Origin of the sequence: Vibrio toranzoniae (assembly GCF_024347655.1) — a bacterium.
Classification (GTDB): Bacteria; Pseudomonadota; Gammaproteobacteria; order Enterobacterales; family Vibrionaceae; genus Vibrio; species Vibrio toranzoniae.
In genome coordinates this window covers 729,709-751,309 of the sequence record NZ_AP025515.1, presented here as the reverse complement: position 1 = coordinate 751,309, position 21,601 = coordinate 729,709, and the positions used below count along the sequence as shown (strand labels likewise).

19 protein-coding genes and 2 pseudogenes are annotated in these 21,601 nt (G+C 43.0%); 7 read left to right on the top strand and 14 right to left on the bottom strand.

Annotation, left to right across the window (positions count from 1 at the left end):
* Positions 1-388 precede the first annotated feature (388 nt).
* Positions 389-1,528, bottom strand: a complete 1,140-nt coding sequence (gene lldD / locus OCU50_RS17765; protein ID WP_060469038.1) for an FMN-dependent L-lactate dehydrogenase LldD — start codon at positions 1,526-1,528, stop codon at positions 389-391.
* A 203-nt stretch (positions 1,529-1,731) separates the two neighbouring features.
* Positions 1,732-3,438 carry an L-lactate permease gene (locus tag OCU50_RS17760; protein ID WP_060469037.1) on the bottom strand — a complete coding sequence of 569 codons (1,707 nt, stop codon included), beginning with the start codon at positions 3,436-3,438 and terminating at the stop codon, positions 1,732-1,734.
* A gap of 248 nt (positions 3,439-3,686) precedes the next feature.
* On the opposite strand from OCU50_RS17760, the gene OCU50_RS17755 reads away from it, so the two are divergent.
* Both OCU50_RS17755 and OCU50_RS17750 read left to right on the top strand, forming a co-directional pair.
* Entirely contained in the window at positions 3,687-4,604 is a 918-nt protein-coding gene (locus tag OCU50_RS17755) for a LysR family transcriptional regulator (protein WP_060469036.1), read from the top strand.
* Between the two features lie 84 nt (positions 4,605-4,688).
* On the top strand, positions 4,689-6,737 hold the full coding sequence (locus OCU50_RS17750; RefSeq protein ID WP_060469035.1) for a prolyl oligopeptidase family serine peptidase: 2,049 nt from the start codon (positions 4,689-4,691) through the stop codon (positions 6,735-6,737).
* 399 nt (positions 6,738-7,136) lie between these two features.
* On the opposite strand, the pseudogene OCU50_RS20730 reads toward OCU50_RS17750, so the two are convergent.
* Positions 7,137-7,301, bottom strand: a pseudogene (locus tag OCU50_RS20730) (cysteine/O-acetylserine transporter); the annotation flags it as partial.
* A gap of 16 nt (positions 7,302-7,317) precedes the next feature.
* On the opposite strand from OCU50_RS20730, the gene OCU50_RS17745 reads away from it, so the two are divergent.
* Positions 7,318-7,761 (top strand): substrate-binding domain-containing protein, encoded by a 444-nt coding sequence (locus OCU50_RS17745; protein WP_235588160.1) that lies wholly within the window; start codon positions 7,318-7,320, stop codon positions 7,759-7,761.
* A 450-nt stretch (positions 7,762-8,211) separates the two neighbouring features.
* On the opposite strand, the gene OCU50_RS17740 is transcribed toward OCU50_RS17745, so the two are convergent.
* Both OCU50_RS17740 and OCU50_RS17735 read right to left on the bottom strand, forming a co-directional pair.
* Positions 8,212-8,793 (bottom strand): YqaA family protein, encoded by a 582-nt coding sequence (locus OCU50_RS17740; protein ID WP_060469034.1) that lies wholly within the window; start codon positions 8,791-8,793, stop codon positions 8,212-8,214.
* 195 nt (positions 8,794-8,988) lie between these two features.
* Positions 8,989-9,552 carry a porin family protein gene (locus tag OCU50_RS17735; RefSeq protein WP_060469033.1) on the bottom strand — a complete coding sequence of 188 codons (564 nt, stop codon included), beginning with the start codon at positions 9,550-9,552 and terminating at the stop codon, positions 8,989-8,991.
* Positions 9,553-10,001: 449 nt separating this feature from the next.
* Between OCU50_RS17735 and OCU50_RS17730 the strand changes: the two genes are divergently transcribed.
* On the top strand, positions 10,002-10,160 hold the full coding sequence (locus OCU50_RS17730; RefSeq protein ID WP_157769188.1) for a hypothetical protein: 159 nt from the start codon (positions 10,002-10,004) through the stop codon (positions 10,158-10,160).
* A 29-nt stretch (positions 10,161-10,189) separates the two neighbouring features.
* On the opposite strand, the gene OCU50_RS17725 is transcribed toward OCU50_RS17730, so the two are convergent.
* From OCU50_RS17725 to OCU50_RS17700, 6 genes and pseudogenes are all read right to left on the bottom strand, one after another.
* Positions 10,190-11,104: a mechanosensitive ion channel family protein gene (locus tag OCU50_RS17725; RefSeq protein WP_060469032.1), complete on the bottom strand. Its 915-nt coding sequence runs from the start codon at positions 11,102-11,104 to the stop codon at positions 10,190-10,192.
* Between the two features lie 40 nt (positions 11,105-11,144).
* Positions 11,145-12,764 (bottom strand): annotated as a pseudogene (locus OCU50_RS17720) (diacylglycerol kinase family protein).
* Positions 12,765-12,870: 106 nt separating this feature from the next.
* Positions 12,871-13,299: a hemerythrin domain-containing protein gene (locus OCU50_RS17715; RefSeq protein ID WP_017054944.1), complete on the bottom strand. Its 429-nt coding sequence runs from the start codon at positions 13,297-13,299 to the stop codon at positions 12,871-12,873.
* Positions 13,300-13,363: 64 nt separating this feature from the next.
* Complete coding sequence (locus OCU50_RS17710) at positions 13,364-13,561, bottom strand: hypothetical protein (protein WP_060469031.1); 198 nt, start codon at positions 13,559-13,561, stop codon at positions 13,364-13,366.
* Between the two features lie 8 nt (positions 13,562-13,569).
* A complete protein-coding gene (locus OCU50_RS17705; RefSeq protein ID WP_065311175.1) occupies positions 13,570-13,740 on the bottom strand; it encodes a DUF1328 domain-containing protein in 171 nt (56 codons plus the stop codon).
* Positions 13,741-13,772: 32 nt separating this feature from the next.
* Positions 13,773-14,321 carry a BON domain-containing protein gene (locus OCU50_RS17700; protein ID WP_060469030.1) on the bottom strand — a complete coding sequence of 183 codons (549 nt, stop codon included), beginning with the start codon at positions 14,319-14,321 and terminating at the stop codon, positions 13,773-13,775.
* Between the two features lie 387 nt (positions 14,322-14,708).
* Here OCU50_RS17700 and OCU50_RS17695 point away from each other — a divergent pair, with 387 nt between their 5' ends.
* On the top strand, positions 14,709-14,813 hold the full coding sequence (locus OCU50_RS17695) for a helix-turn-helix domain-containing protein (RefSeq protein WP_082710366.1): 105 nt from the start codon (positions 14,709-14,711) through the stop codon (positions 14,811-14,813).
* 638 nt (positions 14,814-15,451) lie between these two features.
* On the opposite strand, the gene OCU50_RS17690 is transcribed toward OCU50_RS17695, so the two are convergent.
* On the bottom strand, positions 15,452-17,080 hold the full coding sequence (locus OCU50_RS17690; RefSeq protein WP_060469029.1) for an ABC transporter ATP-binding protein: 1,629 nt from the start codon (positions 17,078-17,080) through the stop codon (positions 15,452-15,454).
* A 12-nt stretch (positions 17,081-17,092) separates the two neighbouring features.
* Entirely contained in the window at positions 17,093-17,587 is a 495-nt protein-coding gene (locus tag OCU50_RS17685; protein ID WP_060469028.1) for a hypothetical protein, read from the bottom strand.
* A 239-nt stretch (positions 17,588-17,826) separates the two neighbouring features.
* Here OCU50_RS17685 and OCU50_RS17680 point away from each other — a divergent pair, with 239 nt between their 5' ends.
* On the top strand, positions 17,827-20,187 hold the full coding sequence (locus tag OCU50_RS17680; protein WP_060469027.1) for a Lon protease family protein: 2,361 nt from the start codon (positions 17,827-17,829) through the stop codon (positions 20,185-20,187).
* Positions 20,188-20,288: 101 nt separating this feature from the next.
* Here the strand turns inward: OCU50_RS17680 and OCU50_RS17675 are convergent, their stop codons facing one another.
* A complete protein-coding gene (locus OCU50_RS17675) occupies positions 20,289-21,035 on the bottom strand; it encodes a flagellar brake protein (protein ID WP_046223031.1) in 747 nt (248 codons plus the stop codon).
* A 276-nt stretch (positions 21,036-21,311) separates the two neighbouring features.
* Between OCU50_RS17675 and OCU50_RS17670 the strand changes: the two genes are divergently transcribed.
* Complete coding sequence (locus OCU50_RS17670; RefSeq protein ID WP_060469026.1) at positions 21,312-21,596, top strand: GNAT family N-acetyltransferase; 285 nt, start codon at positions 21,312-21,314, stop codon at positions 21,594-21,596.
* The last annotated feature ends 5 nt before the right edge of the window (positions 21,597-21,601 follow it).

Genomic DNA, 21,601 nt, shown 5'->3' with positions numbered 1-21,601 from the left:
TGGTTAAATTTTGTTCAAGATAAAAGCGTTTTAATCGCGGCGAGGGGGAAATAGCCTAGTCACTCTAAGCCAATCCCCCTCAACAAAGAGTAAAACGCTTTTAGCTGAACCCTTCAGGCAGCGTTTGCTGGCCATTTCTACTACGTTATCGGCTTCTCATGTAGGCTAGCTACACATCGGCGCCTCTGCCTTGTATAAATACCCAGCAACTCGCTGCAAAAATCAGCTCGAAAGATCAACACGCCCTAGCTTTTTATTTTCCAGTGCTTAAACGGTGTCACAACGGCAGTGGAATTGCTGTGACACCGATTGAACTTCAGTCTAAGTCGACCAAAGCATGAGTCTGAACCTGAATCTGAACCCGAATCTAAATCAGAATCGTGGCGGTTTAATCTAGCCCCACCAAAGATTCACGCGTTAAGTCTTTGATTGTCTTAGCGCCAGTTAGAGTCATCGCAACGCGCATCTCTTTGTCGTACAGGTCGAGTAGGTTTTCCACACCTGCTTGTCCTTGCGCTGCTAATGCGTAAACGAAAGAGCGGCCAAGCAAGGTGCAATCTGCGCCCATCGCCATCATGCGAACCACATCCAAGCCAGTACGAATACCAGAGTCGACCAGAATCTTAGTGTCGCCTTTTACTGCATCTGCAATTGCAGGCAAGGCTTTGGCACTCGATAGAACACCATCAAGTTGACGGCCGCCGTGGTTTGAAACCACAATGCCGTCTGCGCCAAATCTCACGGCATCTTTTGCATCTTCTTCATCAAGAATGCCTTTGATGACCATTGGGCCGTCCCAGAAGTCACGGATCCACTCTAAGTCTTTCCATGAGATCGATGGGTCGAAGTTATCGCCCAACCAACCGATGTAGTCTTCCAGCTTGGTAGGAGAACCGCGGTAAGTAGAGATGTTGCCAAGGTCGTGCGGTTTACCCAATAGGCCAACATCCACCGCCCAACTAGGATGACGCATCGATTGGAATACACGACGCATCGCTGCATTTGGGCCACTCATTCCGGAGTGCATGTCACGGTAGCGAGCGCCCGGTACGGGCATATCAACGGTGAAGACTAGTGTTGTTACGCCAGCCGCTTTTGCGCGTTCAAGAACGTTCTTCATGAAGCCACGGTCTTTTAGCACGTAAAGTTGAAACCACATTGGGCGTTCAATCTTAGGTGCCACTTCTTCAATCGGACACACCGACACAGTCGACATGGTAAAAGGGATGCCTTTGTTGTCTGCAGCTTTTGCTGCTTGCACTTCACCACGTCGTGCGTACATGCCCGTTAGGCCAACCGGAGCTAAGGCAATCGGCATCGCGAGCTTTTCGCCGAACAACTCGGTTTCCAAATTTAGGTCCGACATGTCATTGAGGACACGCTGCTTGAGCGCAATCTCAGCAAGGTCAGCCGTGTTGCGGCGTAGGGTATGCTCTCCGTAAGAGCCGCCATCAATGTAGTGGAAAAGAAACGGAGGCAGTTTCGCTTTTGCTGCGGCGCGGTAATCAGTCGATGCGGATATGATCATAATTTCAGTCCTAAATTCTTGGGATGTTGCCCTTCTATGAGAGCTTAGCTTGAGCTGCTTGTTTTCTTTATAAAATGGCGTTAATACCCGAAGGGTTGATGTGTTCTAGTGTCCATTCCGAAACTCATCAACTGTCTTATGAGACGGTGTTGCAGTCGGGGAATTGGGTACTAACGCCAAGTGCTTTGGTTACGACTTATGGTCTACATAAGTACGTCTGTCATTTTGAACCCGTAGATAACTACGAGGCCGATGATTCCACTCATTACTAAGTAGTAGAACGTTGGGATAATTGTTTTACGCAGTGTTGCGCCTTCGCGTCCCAATAGACCAACCGTTGCCGATGCGGCGACCACATTGTGAATCGCAATCATGTTACCGGCGGCGGCACCCACGGCTTGTAGGGAGACAACTACAACGCTAGAGATATTCAGAGTTTGCGCGACTTCGAACTGAAATTGGCTGAACATCATGTTCGATACTGTGTTCGAACCTGCAATGAAAGCACCTAAAGCACCGACCGTTGCACTCAGTGCGGGGAATGCTCCGCCCACTAAGTCAGCCGCGAAATTCGCAGTGGTTACTGGCATACTTGCCAAATCAGCACCGTTCACGCCAGAGTTAATGAAGATACGTACCATCGGTATAGTGAACACCAGCACAAAGCCTGCACCAATCAGGGTTTTACTTGATTCACCAAAGGCTTTTACTAAAGGTGCTGCGCTGCGTGACTGTATTAGAACTGCAACTAATGCTACGAATACTAAGATACCGCCCGGTAGGTATAGAGGCTGAATCGCTGTGCTTACGCCGGTTTCGCCAAGGATGTTGCTGAATGAAAGGCTAACGCTCTTCAGTAGGCCTTTGAATTCAGGGCTCACACGGCTAGCAACCAGAGTCACTGCGAGCAGCACATAAGGTGCCCACGCCATCGCCATGCTCATTTTTTTATGATCTTTCTTATTGTTTGAATGAGTGTCGTCTACATCGACCTTCAAAGAACCTAGCCATTCAGCAGGCCATTTGTCTTCGCTTTCGAAATCCCACTTTGACTTTGGAACAAGGAAGCCACGTTTCGCTGCCGTTACTACAACAGCAAGGCCAACCAAACCACCAATCAGTGATGGGAACTCAGCACCTAGGAAGACACCAGTGAGTGCGTAAGGAATGGTGAAAGCAGCACCTGCGAACAGTGCGAACGGCAGAATATCTAAACCTTCAGTCCAACTTTTGTTCTTACCGAAGAAGCGAGTCAGCATCATTGCCATAAGCACAGGCATCATCACACCAACGCAGGCGTGGATGATCGCAACACTTGATGTGATCTGTTGTAGGTAAGCATCCCATGTTGAACCATTGGCAATCAGGCTTTCACCGATGTTGTGCGTATCCAAACCTTTGTTTACGCCAACGATGATAGGTGTACCAACCGCGCCGAATGATACCGGCGTAGACTGAATCATCATCCCCATTAGCACGGCAGCTAATGCTGGGAAGCCGATTGCAACCAAGAGTGGGGCAGCGATTGCAGCAGGTGTTCCAAAGCCGGATGCACCTTCAATGAATGAACCAAAACACCAAGCGATGATGATCGCTTGTACACGACGGTCCGCTGAAATATCAGTGAAGCCATTGCGAATGGTGGTGATAGCTCCGGTGTGTTTCAAAGTGTTTAATAAGAAGATAGCGCCAAACACAATCCAGAGAACCGACACCGTAATGCCGAAGCCTTGGAACACAGAAGCCAGCACGCGAGTGCCAGACATATCCCAACTTAATAAGGCGATAGCAACGGTCAATGCAAATGCCACTGGCATCGCTTTTTTCGCAGGCCAATTCAGGCCAACCAGCAGAATCGCTGCAACAACTATTGGTGAAAAGGCCAATAGAGCCAGTAGAGTTTCACTCATGGGTACTTCCTCGTACTTGTTTTTCAAACGTTCATGTTTGAAGTGAATAACACGTCATTAGTTTTGTAGGTGTAATTTGAACCCTGTAGATTCAATTGTTGTAATTAGAGTTGCTTTATTTTTAATCGATCTGATTGCAAAAGCTGTTTTTGTAATTGTTTTGTTAATTTGGCGTGAATCTACCCCTTTATTTTTTATTGATATAGGGAAATAATGAAAATAATTAATTCCAAAATTGGCATAATCAGATGCGAGCAGATGATTTGATCCTGTTTTCACAGGTAGTAGAGCTGGGTAGCTTTAGTAAGGTGGCAGAGCAAAATAACCTTACAAATTCGGTAGTTAGTAAGAGAATTGCGCGTTTGGAAGAAGAGATTGGCGTGCAATTGTTATATCGAACAACACGTAAATTAACGCTTACCGAGGCGGGTAAGGCGATGTTACATAGCGCCAAAAATGTGAAGCAGGCGGCTCAAGAGGCTATGGATGCTGTTTCAGGCTTTGGTGAAAATGTCAGTGGCCACATCAAAATGTCAGTGCCTACTATCTCCGGAGATTTGATTCTCGCAGACGCTGTTGCTGAATTTTGTAATATGCACCCAGGTTTAACGGTCGACATGTCTCTTAACAATCGATTTGTTGATTTGGTCGAGGATGGCCTCGACTTGGTGATTCGAACCGGTTATTTGGAAGATTCCAGCCTCATTGCACGTCATATATTGGATTCACAATGGGTGGTGTGTGCTTCCCCATCTTATATAGCAAAAAACGGTAAGCCTATGCTGCCCAAAGAGTTAGTTGATCACAATTGCTTGCAGTACGCTTACCAAACAACGGGTGCCAGTGAATGGCAATTTTTGCATAGTAAAGACGGTTTCACCGATAACGATAAATACATCGTGCGTGTCTCGGGCTCTTTCTCGACAGACAACGCGACCGCTTTACGCAAAGCGGCCTTGGGTGGTCACGGTATCGCGTATGTACCGCGTTGTTTGGTGTATCACGATATTAGAAACGGCCAGTTGGTAGACATATTTCCAGATTTAGTCGGAAAAAAACTGGGTATCTATGCGGTGTACCCCTTTACTCGCCAACCGCCAAACAAGATTAAGTTATTGATTGAACACATCAGAACTCGCTACCTGACGATTTCACACTATTTTTAAGCTATGAGTTTAAAGCTTAGGTTTCCAAAGTTACGGCTTCCAAGCAACGTTATCGCGTTACCATCACTTTAAATAAGGATCACGATGAGCTATTTAAAAGAGTATCAATATCCAATTACCAACAAACAGATCGTCAGCGATGACTATTTCGGTCAGATCATTGAAGATCCTTATCGCTGGTTAGAAGACGACAGAAGTGACGAAACTGCGCAGTGGGTGGCGAGCCAGAATGAAGTCACGTTCGATTACCTTGCTCAAATTCCGTATCGCGCTGAACTGCGAGAAAGGCTGGCGAAAGCGCAAGACTACAAAAAGAGCTCGCAACCGTTTGTGCGAGGAGATTACACCTATTTCTATAAGAATGATGGCTTGCAAAATCACAGTATTCTTTATCGTCAGAAAGAAGGACAACAAGAAGAGGTGTTCTTAGATCCGAACACCTTCTCGGAAGATGGCACCACATCACTGGGTTCGGTGTCGTTTTCGAAAGATTACAGCTTGGTGGCGTACAGCATTTCTGAGGGCGGCAGTGACTGGCGCAAGATCTTCGTTATTTATACTGAGACCAAACAACGGCTTGAAACGGAAATTACCGACGCTAAATTTACCGGTATTTCTTGGTTAGGTAACCGCGGCTTTTATTACTCTAGTTACGATAAGCCTGACGGCAGTCAGCTTTCAGCTCGTACGGAACAACACAAGCTGTACTTCCATGAATTGGGTACAGAACAAACCGATGACAAGGTGATTTTTGGTGCGGACAGTGCTGAGCAGCATCGCTATGTGTCGGGCTATACCACTGAAGACGACCGATACTTGATCATCCTAGGGCGAAAGTCCACATCAGGTAACAGGCTGTTCTATATCGACTTAAGCTCAGATGAACAAACCCTAAACACACTGATTGATCATGTGGATAGCGATACTTACCTTATCGACAATCAAGATGAGACCTTTGTGCTATATACCAATCTCGATGCGCCTAACGGCAAGGTGGTGAGCTTTGATACGCGCAGTCAAGAATGGAGCGATATTATTTCAGAAAAGTCACAGCCTTTAGAGATCAGCACCGGCGGTGGTTACTTGTTTGCGCACTATATGGTGGATGTTGTATCGAAAATTGAGCAGCTCGATTACCAAGGCAACTTAGTTCGCGAAATCCATTTACCCGGGCTAGGAACGGCCAGTGGTTTAGGTGGTAAAAAAGAGCAAACTCAGCTTTATTACACCTTTACCAACTATGTAACGCCGCCAACGATTTTTTCTTTTGATGTTGAATCAGGCAGCTCAGAAATCTACCAACGCTCAGAGTCTCCGTTTGAATCGGATCAATTTGAGTCTAAACAGGTCTTCTATACCTCAAAGGATGGAACACAGGTTCCGATGCTTATCTCTTATAAGAAGGGCTTAAAACTAGACGGTAACAACCCAACTATGTTGTACGCCTATGGCGGCTTCAACGTTAGCCTAACACCTTCTTTCTCGGGCACTGTTGGCAGTTGGCTAGAAATGGGTGGCGTATATGCAGTCCCTAACCTGCGTGGCGGCGGTGAATACGGTAAGGCGTGGCACAAAGCGGGTACACAACAACAAAAGCAGAACGTATTTGATGACTTCATTGCCGCAGCGGAGTTCTTAATCGCAGAAAATTACACCAGCAGCGACAAGCTGGCGATTCGCGGCGGTTCTAACGGTGGTTTGCTGGTGGGTGCTTGTATGACACAGAGGCCTGAGCTTTTCCAAGTGGCTCTGCCTGCTGTTGGGGTGCTAGATATGCTGCGTTACCACACATTCACGTCAGGTGAAGGCTGGGCGTACGACTACGGTACATCAGCGCAAAACAAAGAGATGTTTGAATACCTGCTTGGTTATTCTCCGGTGCACAATGTGGTACGAGGCGTCGATTACCCAGCAACACTGGTGACCACCGCAGATCACGACGACCGCGTGGTACCTGCCCACTCTTATAAGTTCATCGCAGAGCTACAAGACAAGCATGAAGGTGGCTCACCTGTGATGATTCGTATCGATGTTAATGCGGGTCATGGTGCGGGAATGCCATTGAGCAAAGCGATCGATCTCACGGCTGATATCTATGCGTTTACCCTGTTCAATATGGGCGTTGAATTGTGAGAGGGCAATTTGTCTACTTCCAATAAGATGTGAGTATTTACAATAAAGATTAATTGGTTTTTTACCATATCAAGTAATACGGGGCAGGTAAGCTAAAACACTTCTGCCCCCTTTCTACTTTAGCGTGATACTCAGCAACGGGGTACGCTGCTGAGTTTGCAATACGTGATGTTATGGCAGATATCAGAACATCACTGCACGGACACTTCCAAAAAGTTGTCACTTCTTAACATTTCTAGGCAAGAGTCTCGCCTGTATAATCATGCACCTTGCTTGTGGCGATAATTCGCTATTGGATATAATGTTTGCCAGCGCCTTTGCCAAATTGGCAAAAGATAAATTAACTCAAGTAGACGCTATTTTACTTCTTATACCGAGCGTTTCCTGATGACCTTCAATTCAGGAAAACAGCTGTGTTGCGCAGTAGAGCAATGTCAAAGCTAATGTCATGTTGATAGTTTTGCCATGTTTTTGGAATTGCGATTGAAGTAGTTTACCTGCTACAGCCCATGCTAAGTTGCTAACTAACGCGATAAAAGCAAGTAGCAGACTCGTCGCTGAAACACAGCTTGCCTATAAAATGGCCAATGTATTAAAAGAATTCAGGATAAGAGCACCCAAGGTAAAGCTCTCTCTACAATCCCAAAATTGTTGTCAGATCCGAGATGATTTGATTGCTGACAAAGCCGATTTGGGTGTGTTCTACCAAGTGGGAAGTGGTAATGCGCTGAAGGTTCATGAATTCAAAGAAGAGCCTTTAGTACTGATAGCCTCGCCAATGTTAAAAGGGATGGAACTACAGGAGAGGGATACACACTTTGACTTAGGTTTCATCAGTAACGGCCCCAAGTGTTTATTTAGACAGATCTTTGAAAGTACGATTCAAGAGCGCAACATCACCATCGATAATATGATTGAGCTAAGCAGCATCAACACCATCAAAAATTGTGTCGAAAGCAATATTGGCATCTCTTATCTACCTCGCTTTACTGTCAAAAAAGAATTGCAAGATGGCAGCTTATAAGAACTTAAGTTCACCGATAAGCCACAGATGGTCAAACCACAGTGCGGTTACCATGCAGGAAAGTGTGTAACCCCTGCTATGGAGGTATTTATTGACTGTATGCGGAATGAGTATTAATGGTGTCGTTTCGTAAAGTAATACAGTAACTATGTCTAAATACAGGAACGTTATCGGTAATGTTGTGAGATAAATAAGTTGTAATACAAGGGAGGGCATAAACGTTTCAGGGGAAGGATAATATCTTGCTCAGATTTACTCGTTAAGTCGATAAACTTATTCTCCAATTATAAGAGTCCTTGAAGTTTGGCTTTTTGGGGGAGTTTCTGCGCAAGCAATGCTGTTCATCCATGTTGTTAACTAATAATCTAGTTAACTGGAGTGGTAAATACTCGAAAGGTTCACAAAAGAAAGCTAATGCGAGTAATCGAACCTTCAATGAACACCAGTAAACTATCTACCATTCATACTTAGGTACCAAGCGACTATTAATACTAACGTTATAAGGCCTAATGTTGCAAATTGATATTTTTTTATCAGTTCTTCTGCTTTGTTCCCAGCAATATATACTACCAACGCGATACCAAAGTACCTAATGGCACGAGATAAGCCTGTAGCGAGTAGAAATAAAGGGAGTGAAAAATGAGTAGCTCCTGCTGCCAACATAGCAATTTGGAAAGGAATGGGTGCGATGCCCAAGGTCATGACAAACCAGAAACCCTCGGTTCTTATCCGTAGCATGGCAGTATCTAATTTTTGCTCTGTTACCCAATGAGTGACTACCCAGTCACGTAGTAGTTCGAAAATATAGTAACCAAACGCATACCCCAACAGTGCGCCGACAACACAGCCTAGAGTCGCGATAAGTGCAACTTGCCAAAGCTTATCGCGTCGTTTTTGCAACAACGGAATAAGCAATACTTCCAATGGAATAGGTACAATCGTAGATTCAAGAAGAGAGGCAGTGAAAACACCACTCAACATATTTTGAGACTCAATCAAGTCTTTGGCTTTTCGTTTTAGTATTTTAAGCATGAAATTTTCATCCTTCAAAGTGATACGGATTGAGCCTTAAAAGCTAACTGCGCCTCTCTTTGTCAATAGATCATAATAACTTTCCTCTTCATGCATCATTCGGGATTATTTGATTAGCTTAGAAATAGCCCACCCTGCTATAAAACACATCCAGATCCTAACACCACTTTATTAAACTCAGTCTTATGAACCGCATTAGAATCGATATTCCACACCTAACGATACTTGGTTAAAATCTGTTTCTGTGCTTGCACCATTCGTAACATTCTCTGCATTGAGTTCTACGTCGTACCACATATATTCAGCATTGATTAAGAATTGATCTGTCACTTTGAAACCCACACCGGCGCCAGCGAATACACCTTCGTCGTCTTTACTGCCCCTGAAGTCCGCAATATTGTAGTCTGTCGTGTACCACATTTGACCACCTTTTGCGTAAAGATCAACACGCTTAGCAATAGGAGCTATAACTTTTAGAGCAGCGGTATAGCCGTCTGTTTCGGTATTAGCTAAATTATTACCATAGCTACCAAAATCAATATACCCCCCCTCTAACGCTAAGTAAGGGTTAAAACGATAACCGACTAAACCTTGAGTAGCATCGCTGTCATCATCAAAGTCATCTTGCCCATCAACTTTCAAATAACCATAGTTGGCACCCACATAAACACCATGCTCGTTGGAGTCCGCAGCGTGTGAAAGAGTATTAAAGGTTGTTAAAGTAAAAAGGCTAATCAAAGTAACAACATTGCTTTTCATTTCGTTCTCCTAATATAAGTTCCATTCAAATATCGATTTATATAGAGCAAAAGAAATGCCAACTTTAAAAACCACTAAAAGCATACTAAAACTAACATAACATTAACAAAACCCGGTTGAATATCGATAAAGGAAGAAAAATTAATCTATTTATTACCTTATAAAAACATTTTAATATTAAGGTAAATACACACCGTGAAAAATATTCTTGTTGTTATGTAACTTTTTCAAAAAAATAATAAACATAGATTTTTCTAAACTCGATTCGAAACCACCTATTATTTAGTGAAATTTTAAAATAGATGTGATGACTCTAATTACCAGTTAAGGTGAGAGCATGAAAACGAAGCTATTAGTCGTTTGGGATAGGCTATGTTGCCCAAAGGGTTTATCATGGATACTCATTGCAAAGTACCCTCAGATAATGCGTTCACAACACAGGTATTTGCATGGTTTCATGCCTATCTTACTTCTTCGAATGGATTGAGTACTGCCGAAAACCAGAAAAGCCATCGCTTAACATCACAAGCACTGAAAATCAGGGTGATGGCAATGGCTTGGCTCAAACTGAGGTTAACAATGACAAGCAAACACCGCCAACATCATAAGAGGCCGTGTGACGTGTGCTCATGAACAATTACATCTTAGCGAAATTATTCGTCACTATGCTTGATAGGCTTTCTCCTCCTTTCGCCTCAAAGTCCAGTGTTCGAATAGGAAACGGAATCGTGATACCAGCATCCGACAGTGATTCCTTAATCGCTACAATGCTGTCATTTTGTGCTTCCATGTAACCAAAGTCGCCAGGGTAATCAATCCAAAACCATACCAACAAATTGATGCTACTATCGGCGAAACTGGCAGCATGAACCGCTGTGTCTTCGGGGTTGCTTACATAAGGTTTTTGATTAATAGCTTCTATTATTACTTTGTTCGCTAAATTAGGACAGTCCGCGTATGAGATACCGACAGGAATTTCTATTTTTCTGAGACCTTTTCGGCTGTAGTTCGTCAATATGTTACGAAAAACCATTTTATTTGGAATCATGACGTGCTGACCTGAAAACGTCTCTACAAGAGTATTGCGCAAATTAATTTGAATAACTTGCCCCATAACGCTGTTGGATTCGACAATATCGCCTATTTTAAATGGCTTGCGGATACTCATCGTGATCCCTGAAATCAGGTTTTCGGTCATATCTTGAAAAGCAAAACCAATAGCAAGCCCCAAAATACCCGCCCCTGCTAGGAGTGATGTAACCGTACCTTGCAATCCAACAAAGTCTAAAGCGACAAAAAAACCAACGGTTATAATGATCACTTTAACAATCGATGCTAATAAGTTGGTTGCTTCCTTTGAATCTACGACTCGGTTGCTCAAGTTCCTAAATAATCGACCGCCTAGGTTGGCGATAAAGATAAAAGTAAACAACGTAAAGAGCGCAACAATAAGATTAGGAATCAACTTGATGGTTTCAACAAGCCAATGCTCCAGCTTTTGCTCAATTAAATGGTTAAACTTCTCAATGTCGAAAGAGAGATTCATCTCCATGGTGATGTCCTTCATTCATGATTGGTCTTGTGATCAGTGACTATGGAATGCAAACGGATAAAGCTTGGCTTTTGATGCTTATCTCAAGTGATTCAGCGGAGAACTTTTCTCCATCAATGACATAGTGGATCGGTCGATTTGAGTCTATTTTGACTTGCTTTGCAGGCTCATAGTCAAAAAATGAGACTTGTTCTTTGAGGCCTAAGCTTGAAAGCAACACATCAGACAGCGCTAACGCTCTTTCTCCAAGCGAAGCGGTATTTTCTAAATAGGTAATATGCAATTGACCATCATCAGGTCTTGGCTCTTTCCCCCCTTGGGCAAGGAGCGTGCTAAAAGGCGACGTGTTGGCAACCACTAAGCTTTGTAATTCAGCTTCTCGTGTTGGCTCCCCATCCTTAGTGACTTCAAACCACTGGCTTTCTCCTGCTACAACCGCAGAAAATAAACCCGACAAGTAAGCAAGTTGGCCATTTTTATTTTTCTGTTCACGATGAGCGTAATCAATCATCTTCTCTTCAAACCCAATACCAAGAATAAGCAGTATTGGCTGGTCGTTACAGTACGCCAAATCCATTTTTTTAGACTTGCCAGATAGAATAGCCTCGCAGGCCTTTTCAACCGGTGATACTTTTGTCGCAAAACCATAGAGCACATGGCATAAAGCATTTGCCGTACCCAATGGGATAATTCCGAGTGCCGTGTCTGTCCCCGCGATTTGTCTTGCCACCTCGCTGACGGTGTCGTCTCCGCCAGAGACGATGATATGAGAAGTATTTCGAGCTTTTGCTTGTTCGGCTAGAGATTCCGCTGATACGTCTTTACTGGTGGTCACTATGTCTAAATTGAACTTTTGGGTAAGCTCTCGAATAACCTGCTGCTCACTCGTTTGCCATTTGCCTCCACCTGCAACAGGGTTAGCAATTAGGCAGCATTTGTCTTCAAGATTGAGCAGCCCCTTATCACTGATAGCATTCAGCACCTTTAGTTGCTTTTTGTTCAACTGTGCCGTGCTTCGTACATCATTGATATTTTTGAGCACTTGTTCCACGCTCAGAGATGGATTTTTCGCTAACAGGTATGCTGCAACCACAAACACAAACACAGAGCGACCACGGCCAAGTGCACAATGAACAACTACGGACCTTGATTGGCTTATCTGAGTATCTATCCAATTAAGAGCATGTTTAAGCTTGCGTAACTTAGGGGCTTGATGGTCAAGCACCGGGGTATTGAGGTAATGAAACTCTTCGCTGGTCATCGCACTCTCTAACCCCGAAAATTCTGCGGTGACATCAACAATACACGTTATGTTTTGAGATTGTAGAAATGACAAATCGGAGAGGAGTAGACGTCGAGAAACATATAAACCTTCTCCCACCTGCTGTATGGGATCGACTTTATCTCTTTTTATAGCCCAAGTATTGTATAAACGAATACCTAGAAAAAAAGGAATAAACACTCACCTGATCCACCAGGCTATTTTGCCATCACTATTTTTTCTAAATATGGATGGCATCTCGAAGATATAGGCTGCACTAACGATAGACATCGATAACCCTGACCAAACCAATAGTAAGCTGAATAATACATTGGGAACAAATGCTGCTATAGAAAAACAAGCGATAGCAATGAGTATATAGTACTTAACGATAAACATAGTGAGGCCTTAATTTCTCTGTGTATAAAAAAGCGGGCCCATAAATGGGCCCAAGTTGTTAAACTAAAACCTACGCTTCACTATCCAACATAGGTGACACTTCGAATCAAGCCATCTCTTGCTCATATTTTAGAGCCAAAGTTTCTTTCTGATCTGAGTCTAAAACTTTGCCAGCCGTTTGAAAGAAATGCTGCTCTTCTTCTTCTAAATGATGCTCTACTTTGTGTTTAAGTGTCTTCATCAGTGTGAGCCAAGTTGGTGAGGACATTTCGGTGTCATCGAGCTGAGCAAGCACCTTATCAATACCGTGGTGTTCAGCAATACCGTGCCTAGTCATATCAACGGATTGATCACTCTCTATTAAAGGTGCGTAGAAGTGGCGCTCTTCCGCGACCGCATGCTTAGTTAATTCTTCTTTAAGATTGGAATAGAACTCTTGCCTAGCCTGAGTATCACCTGATGTTTGGAGTATCGCATCCATCAAAAGCCGTTGCTTCTCATGGCTGTCTTTAAGCACATCAAATATGTTTTTCATATCTAGCTCCTGCTTCAATTCTTTTTATGAGGATCGGATGATTTAATTCGTGAGTTAATGCCTTTTAGCAGTCCTGATCTTCCGTACCAAGTTGCTCTTTCACGTTCTCACAGCCGTCCTCTATCTGATTTTGAGCTTCCTCTACCGCTTCATCAGCGCTTTCACCAGCTTTCTCTAAGGGGCCGTCGTCACTACATGCGGAAAGCGTAAAAGCAAAACCTGTTGCCAATAGGAAACGGAAAATAACTGTGCTTATATTCATAAAAAATCCTAACTCTTATCTTTGTTAACTAAACTCATTATCACCGATACAAGCAGCGAAATAGCAAATATATAAAACATAACTTTAGCTACTGTTGCCGCAGCGCCTGCTATACCACCAAATCCAAATAAAGCTGCTATGATGGCAAGAATAAAAAATATTAAAGTCCAGCGAAGCATAATGATCTCTCTTATATCTGTTGGTGAATTTATTATTGAATTACTTCAATTTTATCAATGACCTTATCAACATCGGATGTATTACGAGCAATAGATAGCGCAAGGTCATGTTCCGTATCTGACGTCACTGAACCCTTTAATACCACAGTGTTTTCTTTAGTTTCCACTTCAATATCAGTACCACTGACTCCCGTATTCATTAATAGTCGAGTCTTAACAATGGTCGTTATTTTGGTATCCGTTAAGACCTGTGTTGATTCTTTATTTTTATCTTTTTCATTATCGATGACCGTAAGTTCATTCTTCACCGACTTAACATCATCAAAACTTAGTACTAATTCTTCGGCAAGGGCTTTTTCTGTCTGGTTTTCAACTGAGCCCGTTAAAGTTACAACCTGGTCTTTAACATAAGTGTTAATATCAAAAGAGTTCAAATTAGAATTAAGTAATAGTGTCGTTTCTGCTTTACCATCAATCCAAGCATCTAGCGTATCTTCTTTCCACATGCTATCTGCAACCGCTGCAGAAGAAGAAGTAGCAATAACCGTTGTTAGTAGAATTTTACTTGCAAAATTTTTCATCATTTATCTCCTTTTTTGTACTTGTATTATCACTAAAGCAAACTATATGCCAAAAATTCAAGCGATTGAATTTAAAGGGTTTATATGAAAAACAAAAATAGTATTAATATTTTCAATGATGGAGGATGAATAATTTACAAGGAGTATTTGTAAAAAATATAAATATTTACCTCGTCCGAATTAGTGATACACCATAATAATATTGCTCGATTTTTATCTATCATTTTAAATACTCACTCAGTATTATTCACAAAAAATGTGGAAGAAAAGCAGGAAGAGGAGAAAAATATCCACAAGTGACTTAGACCAGTTTGGTATTTTAGTCGGCTCATCAAAGACCAATGCATAACTTGTATCGCACCCTCAGAGCGGACGATACGATTAGAGATGAACACTCTTGAAGAAAATGAAGGCAACAAAAAAGAAACATCAGAATATTTAGGAATAAGCGTAAAAACGCTCTACAACAAGCTGGAGAAGTATCAGAGTTAGATAAATTATTCACTGTTCTGAAGTAAAGGAAGATCAACTCTGTTAAAGGTGACGAGGCATATTACTTACTGCCAGATTCCATTTCCTGAATATAATTGTTGAACAAACCAAGTGCTTCTTCTCTATGCAAGCAAATTGTAGGATCTGTTCTAATAGAGTACCTGCCTGAGTCGTTTCTGCCGGGCGCTGTGATCAAAATACCACTGCTTATGGGGTATCGAGTCTTTCTGTATGTCAAATGTGGTTGCTTGCCATACCAGTAGTTATTTACAACATTTCTTATGTTTAATTTTTCAAAACTCATTTTTGTCCAAAAACGTTTTCAAAGTTTCTCAATATTTAATCCGACTTTACGTATTGGATGTCAGCTAATCCTGTTAAGAGCCGACAATATGAGCAAGCCTTCATAATCACTGAGTTGATTTTTCATATACGCCAGAAACGAAAAATGTCGCATCCATGCGACATTTCTCTTTTTGGCGGCCAAACCAGTTTTGCTATATCCATTCTAGAGTGCAATTTATTATATTCTTGATACTTGAAGTTGTAGCGTTGTTAACTGCAACTCCAACTATTTTGAGTATAGACACTTATTCAGAATATATTTATAAGACGTTGTTAATGTTGATTAGTTCCTTTTACGCTGCATTTTTTTTCGATTTGTTTTCTAAGTCGAACGATGCTGCGATAAGTTTCTTGGTGTAGTCGTTTTGTGGTGCATTGAAAATATCTTCCGTAGAGCCTTCCTCCATCACTTCGCCCTTTTGCATCACCAATACACGATCCGATAGTGCTTTCACCACCGAGAGGTCGTGGCTGATGAAAAGGAAGCCGATGTTGTGCTTGGCTTGAATGTCTTTCAGTAAGTCAATCACGGTCAGTTGTACCGATCGATCAAGTGCTGAGGTTGGTTCATCCAACAAAATGAAAGAGGGTTCTAGAATCAGCGCGCGCGCAATCGCGATACGTTGTCTTTGCCCACCAGAGAATTCATGTGGGTAGCGGTTAATTGAGTTTGGTTCTAAGCGAACCTCAATCAATGCTTTGCGTGCTCTTTCTAAACGTTCTTGTTTTGACAAGTGAGGTTGATGCACCGTTAAGCCTTCGGCGATGATCTCCCCAACTGTCATGCGTGGTGATAAAGAACCATAAGGGTCTTGGAAAACCATCTGTACATCTTTCTTGAGTTTATGGCGTTCTTTATCGGTTAATAAGCTCACGTCTTGGCCTTTGTAGACAATACGTCCGCTACTTGGCAGCAAGCCGATTAACGCTCGTCCAAGTGTTGACTTACCAGAGCCAGATTCACCCACAATGCCTAACGTTTCACCTTGTTTGAGGGTTAATGAGATGCCTTTTACGGCTTCGAAGTATTGGTTCTTGCTTTGGATGAAGTGAGATTTGATCAAGAACTTTACGCGAATATCTTCGGCACAAAGCAGCTCAGGTGCTGATGCCTCAACAGGCACTTTAGCGCCTTTCGGAATCGAGTTAATCAGCATGCGTGTGTAATCGTGTTTAGGGTGGTCAAATAATGCTTGGGTCAAACCTTCTTCAACCAATTCTCCCTTACACATTACGAGTACGCGGTCAGCAAAGTGTTTCACCACACCTAAATCGTGGGTGATGAACAAAATCGCCATGCCCATTTTTCCCTGAATTTCTTTGATCAAAGAAAGCACTTCAGCCTGAACGGTCACATCTAACGCTGTCGTAGGTTCGTCTGCAATCAGAATGTTGGGCTCATTGATCAGCGCCATTGCGATCATGATTCGCTGTAGTTGACCACCAGAAAACTCATGCGGGTATTTGTTGTACGCCTGCTCTGGCATTGGCAGATGAACGAGGTTGAACAGCGCTAACACACGTTGTTTTGCTTTCGATTTGGATACCTTACGATGGCACATTAGGGCTTCAGTCACTTGAATACCTACTCGCAGGTATGGATTGAGAGAAGTCATCGGCTCCTGAAAGATCATGCCGATTCTGTCACCACGAATCGACTGCATTTCTGGTTCAGTCTTGCCAAGAATCGATTGTCCCTCAAATTCGATGTCTGATTGCTCATCAATAATGGCGTTATCGGGAAGCAAGCGCATAAGTGCGTTAGAAGAGACGGATTTACCTGAACCTGATTCACCAACAATGGCTAAGGTTTCGCTTGAGTTAAGGGTAAAGTTAACCTTTTTCACCGCATCAATGATTCCATCATTGGTTCTGAAGCTAACGGAGAGGTTATTTACTTTAAGAATGGCCCGGTCCGACATGATATATCCTTATCAATTTAAGACATTAGGTGAAGATTGAACTTCTGACGTTGTTTTTAGTTGCCCAAAGTGATGATGAGCACGTTGAATTTGTTCTAGTTCGAGCATCCAATGCGCGCTGCGCTGAGCACTGCAAAAAGCGATAAGGTGATTGAGTAGATCTTCACTTTGTTGTTCCAATAGCCCATAGGTGCGTTGAATCAGCTCGGTGCTCTCAAGCGAGATAAACTGCATCAGTGCGTAAGACTGATTCAAGGTATCGAAGGCCTGTTGATGCTGCCCTAAACGGTTGAGAATCTCAGATTGAGCAACGCTCGCGTCTCTTAAACCTGCAAGTAGGCAAGCAAACTGGCAGGGTTTGATATCGCTTTGATATGCCGCATCTTGGATGTGATGAGGAAGAGAACTGAGAACATCACCATAAAGACGCTGTGCTTCAGGCCAGTGACCTTGTTCCATTAACTGTTCAGCTTTTAGGTAGTGCATCCAGCATCGTTCAATTTCCATGTCCACATCCTCATTTTAGAATATTTTAAAATGTTAATGATATTTATTATCAATTGCAAATTAAAATCATTCACATGTTAAGTCGGTGAATTAAAACCCTCATTATTCTTAAAAATGCGTTAAATTGTACATTATTTACCCGGTTGGACGGTCGTGTAGCGTAAGTCACTAAATTTATAGGAAATTACATCTACACTGATTTTATTTACCCCAAGTAATAAAGGACTAAGGAGGCGGCGATGGCGATGCAAAGACTCAATGCAGAACAGCTGTATCAGGTAGCAGAATTAGAGAAGCTACCATGTAAATCGACCAAAGAACTGGCTCCAATTGATGAGATTGTCGGACAGGAACGAGCACAAAAGGCCGTTGAATTCGCGATGTCAATCAAGGAAAAGGGTTACAACATTTATGCGATAGGGCGAAATGGCCTTGGTAAACGCACCATGATTTTGCGCTATCTCAACCGACATCCTCAGAAAGCGGAAGAGCTTTTTGATTGGTGCTATATCGCGAATTTTGAAGATATCCGTACACCGAAAGTTCTCAAATTACCAACAGGTGTAGGCAGTAACTTAAAGCAAGATATTGAAAAGTTAATGCGTAAATTGCTTAAGGCAATGCCACTTGCCTTTGATAATGAGATGTACTTTAGCCGAGCGGATAGGCTTAAAAACCAGCTAGCGTCAAAGCAGCAGGCTGCGTTGGAAGCGATTAGTCAAGAAGCGAAAGACAAGGGCATCAACCTGACTATCACAACGCAGGGTGATTACCAATTCGTTGCAATGAATGGCGATGAGCTTCATACCGAAGAGAGCTTTGATTTGCTGTCGCCTGAGGAGCAGGAGCAATTCGATAAAACCATCGATGCATTGGAAGTAGGGTTAAGAACCATTTCTCGTGAACTGACGGAGCTTGAAGAAACCTATACAGAGAAAATTCAAAAGCTCAATGATGATACTGCGAGAGACGTCATTACGCACTTTATCAAACAGCTGAAGAAGGATTACAGTCAATATCCAGAGATCAAAAAGTACCTTACGTCACTTCGAAAAGATATTGTCGATAACGCGGATATTTTCTTAGAAGAAAGTACAGAACAAGCTGAAATAGCGACAGCATCTTTAGATAAGAAAATACCTCGCCGTTACAACGTTAACGTGATTGTTAGCCAGAAAAAGCAAACGCTACCGGTTGTGGTAGAAGAAAGCCCGAACTACCACTCTTTGTTTGGCTATGTAGAAACAGCGACTTTTAAAGGTACGGTATTTACTGACTTTTCTCTGATTCGAGCGGGTAGTTTACACCGAGCCAACGGCGGCGTATTACTGATTGATGCAGTGAAAGTATTGGAACAGCCTTATGTATGGGAAGGCTTGAAACGAGCTTTACGTTCGCGTCAACTGAGCTTCACTTCGTTGGAAAAAGAGGTGACGTTGACAGGAGCGGTATCGCTTGATCCAGAACCGATTCCATTAGATGTTAAGATCATTCTTTTTGGTGATTATCGTACTTACCAACTGTTGCAGCACTACGATGCGGAGTTTGCAGAACTGTTTCGTGTAACGGCTGATTTTGAAGATGAGATGAAGCGTACCGCGGACTCGGAAATGCATTACGCGCGTTTCATTTCGAGCATTGTTCATGACAACAACATGCTGCATTGTGATCGTAAAGCGATAGCGCGAATCATCGAACATAGCTCTCGTCAGGCTGGTGACCAAGGTAAATTGTCCTTGCACTCAGCACATATTGCGAATTTGCTTCGAGAATCAAACTACGTGGCGAGAGGAGCGAAGTCGAATTTGATTCGCTCGACACATGTTGAGCAAGCGTTATCGAATCAGCAAATGCGTGTCGGCCGGTTGCAAGACAGCGTGATGGAAACGTTCATCAATGGTACGACCTTACTTCGTGTTGATGGCCTATCGGTGGGACAGGTCAATGCTCTGTCTGTATTGAGTACGACAGATCATATGTTTGGTGCCCCGAACCGAATCACCGCAACCACGGCTTACGGTGACGGTGAAGTGGTTGATATAGAAAGAAATGTAGACCTAGGTGGCAGCATTCACTCGAAAGGGGTAATGATACTATCTGCGTATCTTTCTTCAGTCTTCGGTAAAACGGCGAAAGTTCCACTCACCACTAATATTACTTTCGAGCAATCGTACGGTGGCGTAGATGGTGACAGTGCGAGTATGGCGGAGTTTTGTGCGGTGGTGTCGGCATTTTCGAAGCAGCCAAACCGTCAAGACATTGCGATTACCGGATCTATGAACCAGTTTGGTGAATCTCAGCCAATTGGGGGGGTGAATGAGAAAATTGAGGGGTTCTTTGATGTATGCGAGATCAAAGGGCGTTCAGGTGAGCAAGGGGTGATCATCCCGCGTTCGAATGTTCATAATTTAATGCTGCGTAGCGATATCGTTAAGGCGGTTGAAAAGGGTGAGTTTAATATTTGGGCTATCGATCATGTGACGGAAGCGATTGAGCTGTTCACTGGCAAAGCGGCGGGTGAGCTTAGCGATGAGGGGAGTTATCCAATCAATACTATCTTTGGTATCGCTCAAGCTAAACTTAACGCGCTTCGTAAATAGCTTATCGCCTTACGTAAATTCGCTAAACTCCAGTTAACTGTAAACGAAACAGCCATCGACATTATCGATGGCTGTTTTTTTATTCTTACAATCTCGAGTGCTCAAGCATTCCGTAAACGGAGCTTAATACCGTCGAACTTCAATTTTCCGAGTAAGTTTTTGGCGTTGGCTCTACCAATATCATCAAATTCGATGCCATATCGCGCGTAATGTGTCGACTTTTGTAGATTGCAGACAATCCCTCTAAGCGGAGGGATCAATGGTCCGTTGTAGTTTTCTGGCGTGATCTCTATGGATACTCTATCGGTGATCTGAATGGGTCGAGCAGTGGGTGATGTCACAAAGCGACAACCACTTTTGGATAAATCCCTAATTTCGCAATTCATGCGTTGGTCATTTAAGATAATTCTCGAACTGAGGTTTACCTCATAACGTGTTTCTTTACGAAGCTGAGTTACTTGCATCGTACTTGGCGTGGAAAGAACCAGCAGGGGGAAGGGGTCACCAACATGATGGTGAATCTGACACCTAAAGTGGATCAGCGCGCCTTCACCTCTTAGAGAATATGCACGAGCTGTCATCCAAAAACCTTCTTGGAAGAAAAAATTAAGGTCGTTGTTTGAGACTTCTGGAACCTCAATAAGGATACAGTTCTCACTGTGAGTACCGATAAACTTTGTCGTGGCGAGAAACTTTGTGCCAACGGGTGTCGAGACATTCAGCGTAAGCTCACTCCCGTGTTCGATCATGGCGAGTGCATCAGTGCTGTTAATCGTGGAAACGGTACGATTACGAGGGTCTTGAAGGGCCTGATTATGCTCCAAAGGCTTCTTCAGTGGTGCGTTCATTCTCTACTCTCCATGTGCCAACATGCGTTTGTTCGTTATATGAATAACTTTCTAACAATGGGTTATTACGTGCTAGATTTTATAGGTGTACGTTACGATGGTTTAGAGAGTGTTATCATTGGTTGATAATTTTATATTAAGCCGCGAACTCTAAAAACATTTGCTTTGATTGTAAGTACTTAGTTCTATTTCTATGCGCTTGCGTTAGTCTATTACAAGGAACTAATACTTCAAACTTTAATTGTTTGGTGTATCAATTATTTGTTGGAGTTGAGAATGAAGACCATAAAATGGGATCAAAAAGAGAATCAGATCACAGTTGAGCTAGAGCCTAACCAATTTGCTGTTGTTAAGTACCAGAAACAGGGAGATGTGCTGCATATTACCTCGACTCGCATACCTGATGACCTGCAAGGTAAGGGCTTTGGTAAGGTGATGATGGAGTCTGTGTTACCCGAAATTGAGCAAGCGGGCTTCAAAATTGTCCCTGTTTGTAGCTATGTGGTGCATTACATGAATAGGCAGCAACAATGGTCACACCTTTTAGCGTCTGAGGCATAAAACAG

Bases quoted from the DNA above. Each gene is read 5' to 3' on its own strand.
- OCU50_RS17745 (WP_235588160.1), top strand. From the start codon at position 7,318: ATGGCCAATGTATTAAAAGAATTCAGGATAAGAGCACCCAAGGTAAAG.
- OCU50_RS17685 (WP_060469028.1), bottom strand. From the start codon at position 17,587: ATGGAAATTGAACGATGCTGGATGCACTACCTAAAAGCTGAACAGTTA.
- OCU50_RS17680 (WP_060469027.1), top strand. From the start codon at position 17,827: ATGGCGATGCAAAGACTCAATGCAGAACAGCTGTATCAGGTAGCAGAA.
- OCU50_RS17725 (WP_060469032.1), bottom strand. From the start codon at position 11,104: ATGGAGATGAATCTCTCTTTCGACATTGAGAAGTTTAACCATTTAATT.
- OCU50_RS17690 (WP_060469029.1), bottom strand. From the start codon at position 17,080: ATGTCGGACCGGGCCATTCTTAAAGTAAATAACCTCTCCGTTAGCTTC.
- OCU50_RS17670 (WP_060469026.1), top strand. From the start codon at position 21,312: ATGAAGACCATAAAATGGGATCAAAAAGAGAATCAGATCACAGTTGAG.
- OCU50_RS17735 (WP_060469033.1), bottom strand. From the start codon at position 9,552: ATGAAAAGCAATGTTGTTACTTTGATTAGCCTTTTTACTTTAACAACC.
- OCU50_RS17760 (WP_060469037.1), bottom strand. From the start codon at position 3,438: ATGAGTGAAACTCTACTGGCTCTATTGGCCTTTTCACCAATAGTTGTT.
- OCU50_RS17675 (WP_046223031.1), bottom strand. From the start codon at position 21,035: ATGAACGCACCACTGAAGAAGCCTTTGGAGCATAATCAGGCCCTTCAA.
- OCU50_RS17710 (WP_060469031.1), bottom strand. From the start codon at position 13,561: ATGAATATAAGCACAGTTATTTTCCGTTTCCTATTGGCAACAGGTTTT.
- OCU50_RS17755 (WP_060469036.1), top strand. From the start codon at position 3,687: ATGCGAGCAGATGATTTGATCCTGTTTTCACAGGTAGTAGAGCTGGGT.
- OCU50_RS17705 (WP_065311175.1), bottom strand. From the start codon at position 13,740: ATGCTTCGCTGGACTTTAATATTTTTTATTCTTGCCATCATAGCAGCT.
- OCU50_RS17730 (WP_157769188.1), top strand. From the start codon at position 10,002: ATGGTTTCATGCCTATCTTACTTCTTCGAATGGATTGAGTACTGCCGA.
- lldD (WP_060469038.1), bottom strand. From the start codon at position 1,528: ATGATCATATCCGCATCGACTGATTACCGCGCCGCAGCAAAAGCGAAA.
- OCU50_RS17700 (WP_060469030.1), bottom strand. From the start codon at position 14,321: ATGAAAAATTTTGCAAGTAAAATTCTACTAACAACGGTTATTGCTACT.
- OCU50_RS17715 (WP_017054944.1), bottom strand. From the start codon at position 13,299: ATGAAAAACATATTTGATGTGCTTAAAGACAGCCATGAGAAGCAACGG.
- OCU50_RS17750 (WP_060469035.1), top strand. From the start codon at position 4,689: ATGAGCTATTTAAAAGAGTATCAATATCCAATTACCAACAAACAGATC.
- OCU50_RS17695 (WP_082710366.1), top strand. From the start codon at position 14,709: ATGAACACTCTTGAAGAAAATGAAGGCAACAAAAAAGAAACATCAGAA.
- OCU50_RS17740 (WP_060469034.1), bottom strand. From the start codon at position 8,793: ATGCTTAAAATACTAAAACGAAAAGCCAAAGACTTGATTGAGTCTCAA.